This window comes from Tenacibaculum amylolyticum (assembly GCF_964511145.1).
Taxonomy (GTDB): domain Bacteria; phylum Bacteroidota; class Bacteroidia; order Flavobacteriales; family Flavobacteriaceae; genus Polaribacter; species Polaribacter amylolyticum.
Map to the genome: position 1 here is coordinate 1 of NZ_CAZEFZ010000010.1, position 15,750 is coordinate 15,750.

The window sequence follows — 15,750 nt, forward strand, 5'->3', positions numbered from 1 at the left end:
TCAGCACCAGCAAAAGTGAAACTTACCGCATCGTCATTAGCAGCATTAATAGGAGATTGATCTATAGCGACAGAATATCCTGTTGGTACAATGCCATCTACAAACACATTTGCAGTACTTCCTACGTTATTTAATGTTAAATTTGCAGCTGTTCCCGAACCATTTTGTAAAGTTCCTCCATTGGCTGATAAACTTCCTACAGCAATACCATCTGTATCAGAATCACCAGCTTGTACTGTGTACCTAAATGTTAACGCAGAAGTTCCTGAAGAAGCAGGTTGAAAAACAGCTTGACGAGTTGTGCTACCAATAGTAATAGCTAATTGTGGAGTACCACCAGTGGTATTTACAGTTATGTTTTCATCAAAGTTTACTGCAAAGTCTAAGTTTTGACCTACAGAATACGTGGCATTACTAGGAACTGTTACACTTGTAACATTAGGAATAGTAGTGATAGTGATAGTTCTTGTATCATTAACACTTGCAGCATTGGAGTCTGTGGCGGTAATTGTAATGGTTCTATTACTTGTTCCTGGAGTTGTAGAAGTGTTTCTATATCGTAACGATTGTAAAACTTCTTGTACAATAGCGTTAGTAGCATTACTATTAAAAGTAATGGTAAGTGCTGTGTTATTTGTAACAGTACCACCACTAGCACTTAAGACTCCAACTGTAGTTCCATTAGCTAAAATATTTGTTCCACTTACAGTAATTGCAGTGCCATCTCCATCAGTATCAGAAATACTAATTTCATCTGCAGCTTCAGCGTTTGCTGTAATTTGAGTTACCAATGTTCCACCATTCCAATCTGCATCTCCATCAGCATCATTAACTGTACCAGTAGCATCTATTTGTGTAGCTGAATTTCCTTCAGTATAATTTAGTGTTGAGTTGTCAATAGCAATTGTTGGGTCTGTGTTTCCTCCTGTAATTGTAAAAGCAGCTGAGGCGTTATTATATGGAGTATCATCATCTGCTTCCCAGTTATTCAAATCCATAATAGCAGCTAAAATTGTTGCTTTATCACCAGTGTGTGGTGCAGAAGCTTTATAGCGAGCATTTTCCCTTTCTCCTCCACCAGGTAAATCTGGCGCACCAGCATTTAATGGACTTCCTGATATATATAATGATAATGCGTTTGTACCATTAGTTAAGTTAGTTGGTAGTGAGCTTGCGGAACTAGATGTGTTACTAGCTAAGTGCCACCCATTAGCTTGTAGATTATCATCATCTGAATTTATAGCTGCTATGAAATCAGAATTATTAGGAGTTAAAGCATTAGCTGATTGATAGGCGAATATTTGATCACCTCCAGCTGAAGCACTCCACGAACCAGCTACTAAAACTATATTTCCAGTAGTGCTTCCGCCAAAGATTGTTGCAGAAGGTGTGTTTTTATTAATTAACAATTGTGTTCCTGCTGTTAGTGGAGTATCGGAAGTAAAAGTTAATATTCCTTCTGAATTAGTAACTAGCCATGCACTTCCATCCCATGTTCTTTCGGAAAAATGGATAACAGTATTTGAAGTTATATCAACAAGTAATACAATAGAAAATAGGTCAGAACCATCTCTATCCATATGGGTAAAAGCAATATCACCAGGTTGTAATGTTGTTTGAGATTTAACAATATTACCTTGGAGGAAAAGTAATAAAAAAGTTATAAGAGTAATTCTTTTCATTATAGATTAGTTTTAATTAGTTAAGTACTAAAAATACAGAAAAGTAAAGCGCAAACCAAAATCTACACTTTACTTTGTCGTTTATAATCAATACTTTAATTAGTTTCTTGAAGGGAAGATACCTTGTAAAGCTATAATATACCTAACAACGGTATATGGTTGTCTATTCTCAACAGCTCGCGACCCTCCAGTTAACCCTGTAGTAACAGTACCGTTAACAGTAACAGGTGCAGGCGCTAGAGTAGCATCAGGAGTTCCAGTGCTGTAAATGAAGTTATTACCTCCCGCATCTGGTATTGCTAAATGATGATTTGAGGGTTCATCAGAATTTGCTGTATCCTCAACTACAGAGATGTTAGCGATACCTACTGTTTGAGTGAAGATAGCTGTATGATTATGAGAGGGTAAATTTAATGTATTTAAAGTGTTATCTTCTGTGCCTCCTCTTTGCCCTTGTATATAGGTATAGCTAGATCCAGGATGTCTACCAGCACTCATAGCTACTCTACCACGTAAATCTGGTAAACCGAAAGTAGTTCTTCCGTCACCTCCATACATAGTTCCTAATAAAGAAAATAAAGCAGAGTTAGAAGCAATAGGTAATAATTGTCCTTCACAAAAAGCCCATCCTCTTGGTGCGAAATTTCCTGCAAATATTCTAACTTCACCTAAGATAGGTTCTTGTGCATTTGCTGTTGTACTTGATAGACAAAAAGCGATAAATAATAATCCAATAATTTTTTTGATAGAATTCATAATCGTTTAGTTTTTGGTTAGTAAAATTTTATATAATCCCACTAACAAAATTACTTGCGATTAACTGTGTTTTCTTTCAAAAAGGATTAAGTGAGGAAATTTAAGGAATAAGTGCCTACTTTTTTGTAATAAGTGCTGTTACAGTATATACAAGGGTATATATATAGGGTATTAGTACCTTAAATTAGGTTACAGGAGTTTAAATTTTCAGAATAAGCGTAATGAAATTAATTTTTCTTCCAGAAGAAAGGTGTAAATAAAATTAGTACTGTAAAGAGTTCTAAACGTCCTATTAGCATTAAAAAAGAACAAAATAATTTAGCACTATTGGTAAGATGTGAAAAATTATCTACAGGACTAACACTACCAATAGCAGGTCCTATATTTCCTAGTGATGATGCAGATGCTCCTAGAGCAGATTTTACATCTAATCCCATCATAGCTAATATTACTGTACCTACAATAAAAATAAGCATGTATAGGATAAAAAAGGAAATAATATTAAAAACAATTGTTTGTTTTACTGCTTTACCATCGTACCGAACAGGTATGATAGCGTTAGGGTGTAATGATTTTTTAAATTCTAAAAAACTATTTTTCAACATAACAATATGTCGAACAATTTTTACTCCTCCTGAAGTAGATCCAGCAGAACCTCCCACAAAAAATAGGGCAAAGAAAATAGCAGTAATAAAATAGCTCCACATGGTAAAATCAGCAGTAACAAAACCAGTGGTGGTTACTACGGATACTATCGAAAATAACGCATGTCTAATAGCACTTTCAGCTTTTCCTAACACCATAGGATGCTCAATAGAAGTTTGTAATGAAGAATCTTGTAAAAAGATAATACAAAAGCTAACAATTAGGGTAATACATAAAATTCCTAAGCTATAATATTTAAATTCTTCACTACGAATTGCTTTATTCACTTTTCCTTTTAACATAAAATAGGTAAGGACAAAGTTTGTACCTGCAATAAACATAAAGAATATTATGATGTATTGTATTAAAGGCATTCCGTTCCAATAAGCAACACTTGCATTTTTTGTAGAGAAACCACCTGTACTTACAGTAGCCATAGAATGGTTAATAGCATCAAACCAAGTCATCCCAGCAACTTTAAGAAGCAAGAATTCAGCAAGAGTTAACCCCACATAAATTAACCATAATCGCTTAGCTGTATCTGTAATTCTTGGATGTAATTTATCTGCTGAAGGCCCAGGAGCTTCAGCCATAAATAACTGCATCCCTCCAATACCTAAAAGTGGTAAAATGGCAATTGTTAAAACAATAATTCCCATTCCTCCAATCCAATGTGTTGCACTACGCCAAAACAAAATTCCTTTTGGCATACTTTCAATATCAGTTAAAATAGAGGAACCTGTTGTAGAATATCCTGAAATTGTTTCAAAAATGGCGTTTACGACAGAAGGAATACTACCTGTTAGTAAATAGGGAAGCATACCCGTTAAAGTAAGTGTAACCCATCCTAGTGTAACAATTAAATACCCTTCTTTTTTCTGAAGATTCTTATTGTCAGGCTTATTAAAGAAAAACAAAATAAGTCCTAATGAAATGGTTATAATACCTGCATTTAAAATTCCCCAAACAGCTTCTTCTTTGTAGTAGATGCTAAAAGGGATTGCTAACCACATAAAAGCTCCGTTTAGTATTGCAGTAATACCGAGAAAGCGATAAATTAATTTAAGATTTAAATTGTCCATTAATTAAAAAGATCTTCTACGGTTGTAATTGCTTCAGGTAAACAGAATACAATGACATAATCACCTGCTTGTATTTGCATGTCTCCAAAAGACATTAAAGCTTTTCCATTTCTAATAACACCTCCAAAGACAGCTTCTCTAGGGAAACGAAGATCTTTAATAGGCTTTTCGGTTACTTTTGCATTTTCTTGTACTTCAAATTCAAAAACCTCCGCATCTACATTATGTAAATTAGCAAGTGCTAAAATTTCACCTTTACGTATATGACGGAAAATATTACTTGCAGCAATTAATTTTTTATTAATTAAAGTGTCAATACCAATAGTTTGTGAAATATTGATATAATCCATATTTTCAACTAAGGCAACTGTTTTTTTAACACCTTTAGATTTAGCTACCAAGCAAGACATGATATTAGTTTCAGAATCGCCAGTAACAGCAATAAAGGCATCCATATCACGAATATTCTCTTCTTCTAATAATTCTAAATCTCTACCATCTCCATTAATAACAAGAGTAGATCTTAAATCTTCGGCAAGTGTTAATGCTTTTTCTCGTCTTTTTTCGATTAACTTTACTTTAAAGTTTTCCTTACAAAGATTACGAGCAGTTTTTTTACCTATACTACTTCCTCCAAGAATCATAACATTCTTAATTTCTATATGTTCTTTACCACATATAGGGTATAGTTTTTCAACGCTATAATTAGGAACAGAGAAATATACTTGATCATTCATCTTATATCGAGTATCACCTCTAGGAATAATGGTTTGTGCCATTCCTTCTCTTTTTATAGCAATGGTAATAAAATCTACCATGTTAAACTTTTCCTTGGCTTCTTTTACAGTTAAATCTAAAATAGGGGATTTATACCCTAAAGTAGTTCCCATTACATTAAAAAGACCATTTTCGAAAGTAACTGTATCGTTAAAAGAAGATTGATGTAGTAATTGTTTAATCTCTTGAGCAGCAAGCTCCTCAGGAGAAATCATAAAATCTACACCAAAATCTTTAAAGTCTACAATATCACTACTTAAGAATTCAGGATTTTTAATTCGAGCAATTGTTTTTTTAACGCCTAAAGCTTTTCCAACGACGGCTATAGTAAAATTGGTATTTTGGCTTTCAGTTACCGCAAGTAATAAATCTGTAGAACTTATACCAATTTCTTTTAACAAATTAATAGAAGTAGCATCACCTTTTTTGGTAATTACATCTAAATGATTGTTGATATAGTTTAATCGTTCACCATCTAGGTCAACAATATAAGTATCTTGAGATTCGTAAGAAAGTAACTTAGCCAAATGAAAGCCAACATCTCCAGCACCGGCTATTATAATTTTCATATCAAAAATTAACGAAATAGTGTACAAAGGTACATCTTTATGGTGAAAAAAAATAAATCAAATTTTATTTAGTACATAATTTCTTGTAGATTAGTAGGAAATATAAGGTTGTGAATACGTTATATTGTAATTAAAAAAATTGAGCATGGAAAAGTTAAATATCAAGTCTTGGGCTATAGAAGATAGGCCCAGAGAAAAGTTAATGTTAAAAGGAAAAACGGTATTGTCTGATGCAGAACTTATCGCAATTCTTATAGCTTCAGGAAATAGGGAGGAAAGTGCTGTAGAACTATCAAAACGAATTTTAAAATCCATGGGTAACAATCTTAATAAGTTAGGAAGACTTTCTATAGAAGAATTAAAACGCTTTAAAGGAATAGGAGAGGCGAAAGCTATATCTATTATTACAGCTTTAGAATTAGGGAGAAGACGTCATTTTGAAGGAAAAAAGAGAAGTGATAAAATAGTGTCTTCTAAAGATGTTTTTAAATTGATGCAACCTATTATTGGAGATATTCAACATGAAGAGTTTTGGGTAATTTATTTAGATAATGCAAATAAGGTTTTAGCAAAACATCAAATAAGCAAAGGAGGCTTAACAGCTACTTTAGTAGATGTTCGATTAATATATAAAAGAGCATTAGAATTAGCTGCTGTAGGAATTGTTTTGTGTCATAATCATCCTTCAGGAAAGTTAAAACCAAGTAATTCTGATATTCAGCTTACAAATCAAATAAAAGAAGCTGGAGCTACCCTTAATATTAAAGTATTAGATCACGTAATAGTTATTGAAAAAAACTATTTTAGCTTTGCAGATGAAGTAATACTGTAAGACTTTTTTAATTGATACTGATATATACACATAAAATTACGCCAAGGGTACGTTATATTTTTAAGCATATCTTTACTAGAGTATTGTTGATAGATATTGATTTTACAACAAAAATAGAAGATTTTGTAGCTTTTAACGGACCAAAGTTATCGTATACTAAAGTAGCTTTAGGAAAAGAGTTTTTTATAAAAAGTACCGATTTGCTATTTCAACAAGGAGTTAATGATTTTGAAATTCAAGTTTCAAAGTGGGATAATGTACCTTGTTTCTTTTATCAAGGGAATAAATCTACCATTCCTTTTGATATTTTTTCAGCAAGCTTTTATTTAATTACTAGATATGAAGAATATTTACCGCATATAAAAGATATTCACGGTAGGTTTACAGCTAATCAAAGTATTGCTTTTTTACATGGTTTTTTAGAGCAACCTGTTATCGATATTTGGGCGTACAAATTACTTGATGTTCTAAAAGAGAGATTTCCAGATTACAATTATGGAGCTAAACGAAAGTACACATTTATGTCTACTATCGATATAGATAATGCGTATGTATATAAATATAAAAGCTCTATAAGATCTATAGCTGGCGGATTGAAAGATTTGTATAAACTTCATGTGTTTAATGTTATAGATAGATTAGCCGTTCGTTTTAATATTAAAAAAGATCCATTTAATACTTTTGATAAAATTCTTGACCTCAAGAAAAAGTATAATGTGAGGACAATATTTTTCTTTTTAATAGGAGATTATACCTCGTATGATACCAATGTTTCTGCTTCTAAAAGGAAGTTTAAACTACTCATAAAAGATATGGTAGATTATGCCAGAGTAGGACTACATCCTTCTTATTATACGATGAAGAACTTTACAAAGTTGAAAGAAGAAAAGCAGCGATTAGAGAATATAACAAACATGCCTATTTTTAGATCGAGACAACATTATTTGCGCTTTTCTCTTCCAGTTACTTATCAAAAGTTAATCGACTTAGAAATAAAAGAAGACTATTCTATGGGATATGCAAGTCATGTTGGTTTTAGAGCCAGTACTTGTACGCCATTTTATTTCTATGATTTAGATTTTGAAATTCAAACTCCGCTTAAGATTTTTCCTTTTGCTTTAATGGATACTACTTTAAATGATTATATGAAACTTACTCCAAAACAATCTTTAGGAAAAATTAATGATCTTAAGAATGAAGTAAAGAAAGTAAATGGAACATTTATTACATTGTTTCATAACGAAAGTTTAAGCGATTATTTACGTTGGAAAGGTTGGAAAAGAGTATATGAATCGATGCTAAAAATAGCGACACACGAATGATTAGGTTAGTAACAAGGAAAAAGCTAGATGTAGCAAAATATAATGATTGTATTGCGAATTCTATACAATCTAATGTTTTTGGATTTTCCTGGTATTTAGATATCGTTGCCGATAATTGGAGCGTGTTAGTACTAGAAGATTATGAAGCTGTAATGCCAATTCCATGGCGAAGAAAATTCCTTATAAAATACACATATCAACCTTATTGGGTAATTCAATTAGGAATATATTCAAAAGGAGTTGTAGATGAAGATGAGTTTTTAATTGAATTGTTCAGCGATTTTAAATATGTGAGTTTACGTATGAATAGTTCAAATTCATTTAGTATGTTCCACCCATACCATCTTCATAAGGAACTACAAACCATTTCACTTAGAGATTCTTACGATACTATTTCTTCAAACTACAATAGGAATAGAAAAAGAGAGATAAAAAAAGCATTACAAGAAGATCTAACTGAGTCTTGGAATGACTCACCAAAAAAGTTAATAGAATTATTTGAGCAAAACGTAGGTAAGCGCGTGCGTAAAATTACATCTGCAGATTATTTACGTTTATATAAACTAATGCATACATGCTTAGATAAAAATGTAGGGGAATTATTAACTATTTATAATAAGGAAGGAAAGCTAATATCTGGTGCTTTCTTTTTAAAACATCAAGATAGAGTTACCGAGTTAGTTTGTTCTTCAGATTTTAAGAATCGAAATAATGGAGCAAACACTTTTATGAATGATCGTGCGATTTTTAAATATGAACGAAATTTCGAACTCTTTGATTTTGGAGGATCGTCTATGAAAAATATAGCTAAGTATTATAAAAGCTTTGGAGCTATAGATGAAACATACATTCAATTACATTATAATAAACTCCCTCTATTATTACGATTGTTTAAGCGTTGATATAAATTTTTTGTATTCGAAATGAAATAGTAAAGCGGAAGCAATTCCAGTTCCCCACATTAATACAGCAGAAGTAATAGCAGCACCTTTAATACCGTACAAAGAAATGAGTTGCTGGTTGGTTATATAATTAATAATAATTGCTATTGCTGTTATGTAAAAATTGATTTTTACTTTTCCTATAGAGGATAATAGGTTACCGTACAAACCTCTTAAAATAAGAATCCCACAAATTCCAAATACTAAAATTCGAAAACTGTCTTTGTATTGTACAAAAGAAGCATCAAAAGCATATAAAATTTGAGAGCTAAAAAGAAAAGAGAAGAGTAAGATACAACTGCTAATAATTAAAAATAAACGAACGTATCCTTTACTGTATTCTCTAATAAAGTTTTGATTAGCTATTTTTTCTGTAAACGAAACAAAATCAGTAGTGATAAAAACTCTAGGTAGAAAAAGTAAGCTAAAAGGGATTAAAGAAATATACCTGTAAGCAGTAACTAAAGAAGGATCTTTAAGGATACTACCAATTAATAAAATATCAATGGCAAATAATAATATAGTAACTACGTTAGAGAGCCCTCCAAAAATACCATATTTCCAAAATTCTAAATCTATAAACTTTGGCTTTATTCTTTCAGAAATAGTAGTTCGTACTATGTTTGAAAAGAATAACACAGTAAGTAAAGGAGCAATTACAAATGAAAAAGCATATCCTGAGCTTTGAAAAAAGTAACTGAGAATTATTACGGAAAGGACTAACAGCAAATTATATACAATTTCTATTCGAGCATATTTTTTATTGTTATGCTCAAGACGCATTCGAATTCTGATAATTTCAAGCAGAAAAGTAGGTGTGAAAACAAAAGAGAGAATGTATAAATATCGATTAACATTAGGTATTTTAAAAGTAAGTACAGAGGTAACTAATATTAAAACGATAGTTAAAAGTAGAGAAACAATGGTTCCTTTTCTAACAACATACTGTAAAAGCTGTTGTTTTTCTTCTACAGATGTTGTTAAAGCTCCATATCTTATATAGCTTTGATGTAAGCCTAAACCAACTAAAGGGATTAAAAAAGTAACAATATTCCAAGCATACAAAACTTGTCCAAGTGGATTAGGAGCAATAAGTTGTAATGCAATCCATGAAGCAAAAAATGAAAGCAACCTAGCAATTACAGTAGCAGCAAGTACATGACTACCAGCTCTGCTCAGAAAGTTTACTATGTATTGTTTGATTGATTTCAATTACTTAAGTATAAATTAGAAAATTGTTTGGCAATTACTTCCTTACTAAAATGAGTTACAGCATAAGTATGTAATTTTTCAGCAGAAACATAAGTTTTGTGAATTGCTTGTAATTTAATTAACAAAGCTTCTTCATCCTTGGGAGTTATTAAGTATCCAAAATTATTAGGGAAAAACTCATTAACACCGCCAACGTTTGTACTAATTACTGGGGTACCACAAGAAAAACTCTCTAAAATTACACAAGGTAGATTTTCAAAGTTGCTAAACAATACAAAGACAGAAGCTTCTTGCATATAATTAACTACTTCTTGATGTGGAATATGCTCAATGAATTTAATGAAATTAACGACGTTTAACTGGGCTGCTAATTTCTTATACTTTTTTGAGTTTTCTCCAATTAAAACTAAAGAGAAATCTGTAGTATACTCTTTAAATCGTGCTATAGTATTTATAATTCCAGATACATTTTTATGATGATCTTGCATGTTAGACACATGTAAAATAGTATAAGGTGTTTTTGTTTGATGTTTTTTAGAAGCAAATAATTTGGTATCTACTACATTAGGAACACGAACAAAAGCCCCCTTCAAACCAAGTTTTTTCATGGAGTTTTCTAAATCTACAGAAACAGGACATACATATTTCGCATTTTTAGCAATATGTTTTGATAGAAAAACTTCTATTTTCGAAATCTTTTGTACTTGCGGAGAATGGTAACCCGTCCAATGTTCAGAAATTATATACTCTTTTTTTAGAAACCATTTTAAATACAAAGCAAATAACCCAAAAGGAAAAAGTTTGTTGAGATGTACAACATCAAAATGTGTTACTTTTTTCAGTAATAAAAAGAAAGCTTTATAAAACCGTTGGAATTTTACTAAGTTATTTTTGGTCGGTTTTACATATGCAATATGTGTATGGATACCATTAACAATCTTAGAGTCAACTTCAATACTACGAGTTGCATTAATGTCTGAGATAATATGAATTACAGAAACTTGATGAAGCAGGCTAACAGCTTCAGCATGTCGTTGAATAAAATCACCGTTATTAGGTAAAACTCTAGAAGGATACCAACCGCAAAGAAAAAGTATGTGTTTTTTGTTATGCTCCAAGATGATTATTTAGTGTAACTAAAAAGGGTGCTGCTATAACAACACCCTAAAAGTAATTTAAATATTTGATATGAAATATTACGATTACGCAATTTTCCCAATACTTCGTTAATGTTTAAAATGTGAAATCATCATAACAATCAATGTTTTTTTATGATACGGTAATCTGAATTTTAATATTGTAGTTGTCAAAGTTTTTTAAGGAACAACTTCAATAAATAAATTTGAAGACAGCTTTTCTTATAGTGGTTGTTTAAACAAATTAGAATCTTTTTCCGATTGTAATCCCAAATCTACCATATACTTTGAAGAGGTCATTTTCTACGCCAAAAACTCTTCCAAACCCTAAAGAGAGTTCTCCAATCCATCCATTTTTGGACAAAAACTTTCCACCTACACCCATTCCTAAACCAAACCGAGTTTTAATTCCTGAATTACTATCAACTCCAATTCCAATAGTATTGTCATCATTACTAAATAAAACAATTTCACGATCAAATTCATCAACTAGAATTGCTCCGTTTCCTTCAATAAAAAAACCAGCAGCTCTTTTTTCGCCAAAGTAAAACCTGTAGTAAGGCATAGCTGAGAATTTATAATATTCACTGTCTAATCCAACAGCTGCAGAAATTCCTATGGCAGATTCATCATTAAGAACTCTTTCATACGTTAAATCTAAAACACCTGCAATTAAGTATAAACCGTTTATCTTAATTTCATGATCTCCTTTTATTTGGTTTTTTGGTTTTTCTTCTTGTGATTGTGTTGAAATGGAAACAAAAACAAATAATAATAAGAGTATGTTGTGTACAAGAACTCCTTTATGTCTTTTAAAGTTTTGTTTTTTTAATTTAGTTTTTAGGTAATTATTCATGATTAAAAAAGTTTTTTTCAAAGCTAATTTTAGCATGGATTTTAATGTCCAATAACTCCTAATTTGCTAGAAATTGGATAGATTTTTAGAAATTAGGAAAGTTGTTTATGGATATTTTTCTTAAATTCTGTAGGAGTAATACCTGTATGCTTTTTAAAGGCATAGTAAAAAGTAGATTTTGAATTAAACCCAGATTCTAAAGCAATAGAAGTAATTGTATAGTTGGCATAATTCTCATCAAGTAATAACTCTTTAGAATAAGCTATTCTATATCCATTAATTAAATAATTGAAGTTTTGATCGCTTTGCTCATTAATTAATTTAGAGAGTTGGCTACTGCTCATTTGTAATTCAGTAGCGAGCGTTTCTAAACTGAGTAAATTATCTAAAAACCTACGGTTGTCTAAAATATAAGTTTCTATATGATTGAACTTTTTTGAGTTATTATGAAGTACTTTTTCTTGTTTAATTAAACCTTTCTCTCGAATTGCTTTTCGCTCTTTTACTTGACGTAATATGTACACTAATTCATATCCAAGCCAATAAATAAGAATAGTTGTCATTATTCTTAATGGATAATAAAAGATGATAAAACCTGTAAAATTCAAATAAAACTTAACTGCAATTGCTATTATCCAGAAACCATATGTAATTCCTCCTAAAAAAATAAAAGTATTTAACCATTTTAAATTGTCGAAACTAAGCACATCGTTAAATAGTTCCTTTTTATTTTTAATCAAGGAAAATGAGAAAATAAAAATGCTTATAGAAATTAATAAACTAAAAAGTTCTTCAAAAGCAGTATACTTTTCATAAAATAATTGATATTCATGTAATGTGCTATTATCTTTTTGAAAAGCTAAACAAACTACTTGGAAAACAATACTAATTAAAAAAAGCGGAACAATATATTTTAAGATATTAGTAAGATGCTTTTTAATGTTTAAGTAGTTAATTAAGAAAGTATAGAATAGAGGAGCTACTAAAAAATGCCATGGAATCTGAATATATTTCATGACTATAAATTGTTCTGCTAATAACCAAGATTGCATATTGTTTAAAGCAATTACTAAAATCATTAAGTTTAAGTAGTAAATCCCTCTTTCTTTATGGTTGTCTCGTTTAAAAAGAAAAATGCTAAAAGCAAAACCATGTATAGCACTTATGATTAGAAATAGATTAAAAATTTCTGAAATATCCAATTTGCTCCCGTTTAATTGATTGCAATATATTATAAATTTAATGATCCAGTTTACCTTTTAAATTGATTATATCTTTACATTTGGCCTATGGAAATTAAAAAGCACATTTTCTTCGACCTAGACCATACCTTATGGGATTTCGATAAAAATTCAGCATTATCATTTCAAAAAATATTTAAAGAACAAAAAATAGATCTAGAATTAGATACTTTTTTAGAATTGTACATGCCTATTAATTTAGCGTATTGGAAATTATATAGAGAAGAGAAAATAGGTAAAGAAGAGTTGCGATACAAGCGACTAAAAAGTACATTTGATACTCTAGAAATAGAGGTTTCAGACGAATTAATTAATATGATATCTGAAGATTATATTAAGTATTTACCTCATAACAATTTTTTAATTGAAGGAACTATTGAGTTGTTGGAATATTTAAAACCAAAATATGAGTTACATATCATAACTAATGGCTTTGAAGAAGTACAAAACTTAAAATTACAGAAGTCTAAGATAGCAGCTTATTTTGATGTTATAGTTACTTCAGAAAGTGTAGGGGTGAAGAAACCTAATCCTAAAGTATTTGCATTTGCATTAAAAGAAGCAAACATAACAGCAGAAAATGCAATAATGATTGGAGATAGTTTGGAGGCAGATATAGAAGGAGCTATAGCTGTTGGAATGGAAGCAATTCACCTTAACTTAAACAAAGAAGTAGTTGAAGGAAGCTTTACAAGTGTTAAATCATTATTAGAAATAAAACAATATTTGTAATATTACCCCGTTGAAAATTAAGAAAGTACTATATGAGAACATCCCTGTGTTATATTTTGTTACTGTTTTTTTGCTATAGTTTCATTTCATGTGTAGATGATATCGATTTTAATCAAGCAGAAAATTTAGAAATTACGCCAGTAGTAGCTGCATCATTAATTAAAGCAGATATTACTCAAAATGACTTATTTGTAGGAGGAAGCGAAGTTGGAACAATTTCTCAAACTTCATTTTTTACAGTTTTAGATAACGCTACAGCAAGAGAAGATTTAGAGAGAGTAGTTTTAAGGTTTGAAATTCTTAATCAATTTAATAGAGAGTTTAGAATAGATTTTACATTTTTAGATGAATCTGATAGTGTTACTCATGGACCTATTACCTTAAATGTAGGTGCTAATGAAACCAATTTTTCTCAAGAAGAAGAAATATTTGTAGCAAATAATACTTTATTTACAAGTACTAGAAAAATTCAAGTTGTATTAACGTTACCACCTAGTACAGATGGATCTGTAATAGATGTAAATACTCCAACTTCGTTAAGATTTAAATCTGCAGGAACTTTTTACTTTAGAGTCAATTAAAAATCTATGAAAAAAATATTATTGATTATCATATTTAGTATGATTTCTATTGGAGGAATCATGTCTCAAAACAAACAAATTTTATACGGTTTTGATGAAATTCCACAAACATTATTACTAAACCCAGGTGCAGTAACGAATTATAAGTATCACGCTGGAGTTCCATTGTTATCTGGGATTTCTACAAATGCTAGTGTTTCCGGTTTTACTATTGCTGATTTATTTAGAGCAGATAATGTAAATTTTAATACAAAACTAGATAATGTTTTGAATCAGTTAGGAACCAGTGATTATGTAGCAATTAATACACAAGTAGAAGTTATTAATGCTGGATATAAAATTAATGAAAGAGATTATCTAAGTGTTGGATATTATACAGAATTGGATGCCTTTTTTACAATTCCTAAAGATTTTTTACAACTGATTAAAGATGGTAATGCAGGATTTATTAATCGAAATTTCCTATTCTCTAGTGTAAACGTAAAAGCAGATTTATTAGGAGTAATTCATGCAGGTATTTCTAGAAAAATGAGTGAAAAACTAACTATTGGAGGTAGAGTAAAGTTATATTCAGGAGCTTTAAACGTTTTATCGAATAATAACAGAGGAAGTTTTACCACACGTTTAGGAACAGATAATATTTATGTACATACATTAAGTAATGTTGGTGTTTCTGCATATAGTTCTGGGTTTTATGATGCAAATAATGAAATTAATTTAGATGCAAGAGATATTATTGGAAGTACCTTTTTAGGATCTAATTTAGGATTAGGGTTTGATATAGGTGTAACTTACAGAATAGATCCCCAAACTGTGTTTACTGCTAGTTTATTAGATATAGGTTTTATAAGCTATTCGGAAAAAACTCGGAATGGAACTGTAAATGGAAACTATACATTTTCTGGAATCGAATTTTTATATGATAGTACAAATCCAGATTATTGGCAGCAATTAAATGATGATATAGATGCTAATATTTTAAGGGAGAATAATAGAGAATCTTATTCGGTAATGCGTCCAATAAAATTTAACGCTGCATTGCAGTATCAATTCGGAAGAACTAGAAGTGAAGAAAGTTGTTCTGATATTTCGTATAAAAATTATTATGATAATGCTGTTGGTGCGCAGTTGTATACCATTATAAGACCTATTGGTCCTAGATTTGCAATGACAGGGTTTTATCAAAGAAGAATTTCTGAAAAATTCAACACCAAAGTAACATACACAATTGATGATTTTTCATATACTAATTTTGGAATAGGAGTTTCAGCAAATGTTTGGAAGTTAAATATATATGGAGTAGTTGATAATGTGTTTCAACTTTCTGATATTGCAAATGCAAACAATGCATCTTTTCAGTTAGGAATTAATATGATATTCAAATAA

Annotated in this window: 14 protein-coding genes; 6 read left to right on the forward strand and 8 right to left on the reverse strand. The window is 30.5% G+C overall.

Annotated elements, in window-relative coordinates:
• The 4 genes from ACKTTC_RS05040 to trkA form a co-directional block, all read right to left on the reverse strand.
• The coding region (locus tag ACKTTC_RS05040) for a hypothetical protein (RefSeq protein ID WP_408038715.1) at window positions 1–1,682 on the reverse strand (1,682 nt) is incomplete at its 3' end.
• Window positions 1,683–1,781: 99 nt separating this feature from the next.
• The gene (locus tag ACKTTC_RS05045; protein ID WP_408038716.1) at window positions 1,782–2,438 is read right to left on the reverse strand and encodes a phage tail protein; all 657 of its coding nucleotides are present in this window, start codon (window positions 2,436–2,438) and stop codon (window positions 1,782–1,784) included.
• A gap of 227 nt (window positions 2,439–2,665) precedes the next feature.
• Window positions 2,666–4,165: a TrkH family potassium uptake protein gene (locus tag ACKTTC_RS05050; RefSeq protein ID WP_408038717.1), complete on the reverse strand. Its 1,500-nt coding sequence runs from the start codon at window positions 4,163–4,165 to the stop codon at window positions 2,666–2,668.
• Window positions 4,165–5,511, reverse strand: a complete 1,347-nt coding sequence (gene trkA, locus ACKTTC_RS05055; protein ID WP_408038718.1) for a Trk system potassium transporter TrkA — start codon at window positions 5,509–5,511, stop codon at window positions 4,165–4,167. The genes ACKTTC_RS05050 and trkA overlap by 1 nt, the downstream gene beginning before the upstream one ends.
• Window positions 5,512–5,656: 145 nt before the next feature.
• Here trkA and radC point away from each other — a divergent pair, with 145 nt between their 5' ends.
• The 3 genes from radC to ACKTTC_RS05070 are packed head-to-tail and all read left to right on the forward strand — an operon-like array spanning window position 5,657 to window position 8,567.
• Complete coding sequence (radC, locus tag ACKTTC_RS05060; protein WP_408038719.1) at window positions 5,657–6,343, forward strand: RadC family protein; 687 nt, start codon at window positions 5,657–5,659, stop codon at window positions 6,341–6,343.
• Between the two features lie 11 nt (window positions 6,344–6,354).
• On the forward strand, window positions 6,355–7,665 hold the full coding sequence (locus ACKTTC_RS05065) for a polysaccharide deacetylase family protein (protein ID WP_408038720.1): 1,311 nt from the start codon (window positions 6,355–6,357) through the stop codon (window positions 7,663–7,665).
• The gene (locus tag ACKTTC_RS05070; protein ID WP_408038721.1) at window positions 7,662–8,567 is read left to right on the forward strand and encodes a hypothetical protein; all 906 of its coding nucleotides are present in this window, start codon (window positions 7,662–7,664) and stop codon (window positions 8,565–8,567) included. The genes ACKTTC_RS05065 and ACKTTC_RS05070 overlap by 4 nt, the downstream gene beginning before the upstream one ends.
• On the opposite strand, the gene ACKTTC_RS05075 is transcribed toward ACKTTC_RS05070, so the two are convergent.
• The 4 genes from ACKTTC_RS05075 to ACKTTC_RS05090 form a co-directional block, all read right to left on the reverse strand.
• Window positions 8,547–9,818 carry an MATE family efflux transporter gene (locus tag ACKTTC_RS05075; RefSeq protein ID WP_408038722.1) on the reverse strand — a complete coding sequence of 424 codons (1,272 nt, stop codon included), beginning with the start codon at window positions 9,816–9,818 and terminating at the stop codon, window positions 8,547–8,549. The genes ACKTTC_RS05070 and ACKTTC_RS05075 overlap by 21 nt on opposite strands.
• On the reverse strand, window positions 9,815–10,936 hold the full coding sequence (locus ACKTTC_RS05080) for a glycosyltransferase (protein ID WP_408038723.1): 1,122 nt from the start codon (window positions 10,934–10,936) through the stop codon (window positions 9,815–9,817). The genes ACKTTC_RS05075 and ACKTTC_RS05080 overlap by 4 nt, the downstream gene beginning before the upstream one ends.
• A 262-nt stretch (window positions 10,937–11,198) precedes the next feature.
• Window positions 11,199–11,810, reverse strand: coding sequence for a DUF3575 domain-containing protein (locus ACKTTC_RS05085; RefSeq protein WP_408038724.1), 612 nt, complete (start codon window positions 11,808–11,810; stop codon window positions 11,199–11,201).
• A gap of 92 nt (window positions 11,811–11,902) precedes the next feature.
• Entirely contained in the window at window positions 11,903–13,012 is a 1,110-nt protein-coding gene (locus tag ACKTTC_RS05090; RefSeq protein ID WP_408038725.1) for a helix-turn-helix domain-containing protein, read from the reverse strand.
• A gap of 87 nt (window positions 13,013–13,099) precedes the next feature.
• Between ACKTTC_RS05090 and ACKTTC_RS05095 the strand changes: the two genes are divergently transcribed.
• From ACKTTC_RS05095 to ACKTTC_RS05105, 3 genes are read left to right on the forward strand one after another with little or no spacing between them, the layout of a single operon-like run.
• Window positions 13,100–13,783 carry a YjjG family noncanonical pyrimidine nucleotidase gene (locus ACKTTC_RS05095; protein ID WP_408038726.1) on the forward strand — a complete coding sequence of 228 codons (684 nt, stop codon included), beginning with the start codon at window positions 13,100–13,102 and terminating at the stop codon, window positions 13,781–13,783.
• A gap of 32 nt (window positions 13,784–13,815) precedes the next feature.
• The gene (locus ACKTTC_RS05100; protein ID WP_408038727.1) at window positions 13,816–14,364 is read left to right on the forward strand and encodes a hypothetical protein; all 549 of its coding nucleotides are present in this window, start codon (window positions 13,816–13,818) and stop codon (window positions 14,362–14,364) included.
• A gap of 6 nt (window positions 14,365–14,370) precedes the next feature.
• Window positions 14,371–15,750 (forward strand): DUF5723 family protein, encoded by a 1,380-nt coding sequence (locus tag ACKTTC_RS05105; RefSeq protein ID WP_408038728.1) that lies wholly within the window; start codon window positions 14,371–14,373, stop codon window positions 15,748–15,750.

Bases quoted from the DNA above. Each gene is read 5' to 3' on its own strand.
- ACKTTC_RS05045 (WP_408038716.1), bottom strand. From the start codon at position 2,438: ATGAATTCTATCAAAAAAATTATTGGATTATTATTTATCGCTTTTTGT.
- ACKTTC_RS05050 (WP_408038717.1), bottom strand. From the start codon at position 4,165: ATGGACAATTTAAATCTTAAATTAATTTATCGCTTTCTCGGTATTACT.
- trkA (WP_408038718.1), bottom strand. From the start codon at position 5,511: ATGAAAATTATAATAGCCGGTGCTGGAGATGTTGGCTTTCATTTGGCT.
- radC (WP_408038719.1), top strand. From the start codon at position 5,657: ATGGAAAAGTTAAATATCAAGTCTTGGGCTATAGAAGATAGGCCCAGA.
- ACKTTC_RS05070 (WP_408038721.1), top strand. From the start codon at position 7,662: ATGATTAGGTTAGTAACAAGGAAAAAGCTAGATGTAGCAAAATATAAT.
- ACKTTC_RS05085 (WP_408038724.1), bottom strand. From the start codon at position 11,810: ATGAATAATTACCTAAAAACTAAATTAAAAAAACAAAACTTTAAAAGA.
- ACKTTC_RS05095 (WP_408038726.1), top strand. From the start codon at position 13,100: ATGGAAATTAAAAAGCACATTTTCTTCGACCTAGACCATACCTTATGG.
- ACKTTC_RS05100 (WP_408038727.1), top strand. From the start codon at position 13,816: ATGAGAACATCCCTGTGTTATATTTTGTTACTGTTTTTTTGCTATAGT.
- ACKTTC_RS05105 (WP_408038728.1), top strand. From the start codon at position 14,371: ATGAAAAAAATATTATTGATTATCATATTTAGTATGATTTCTATTGGA.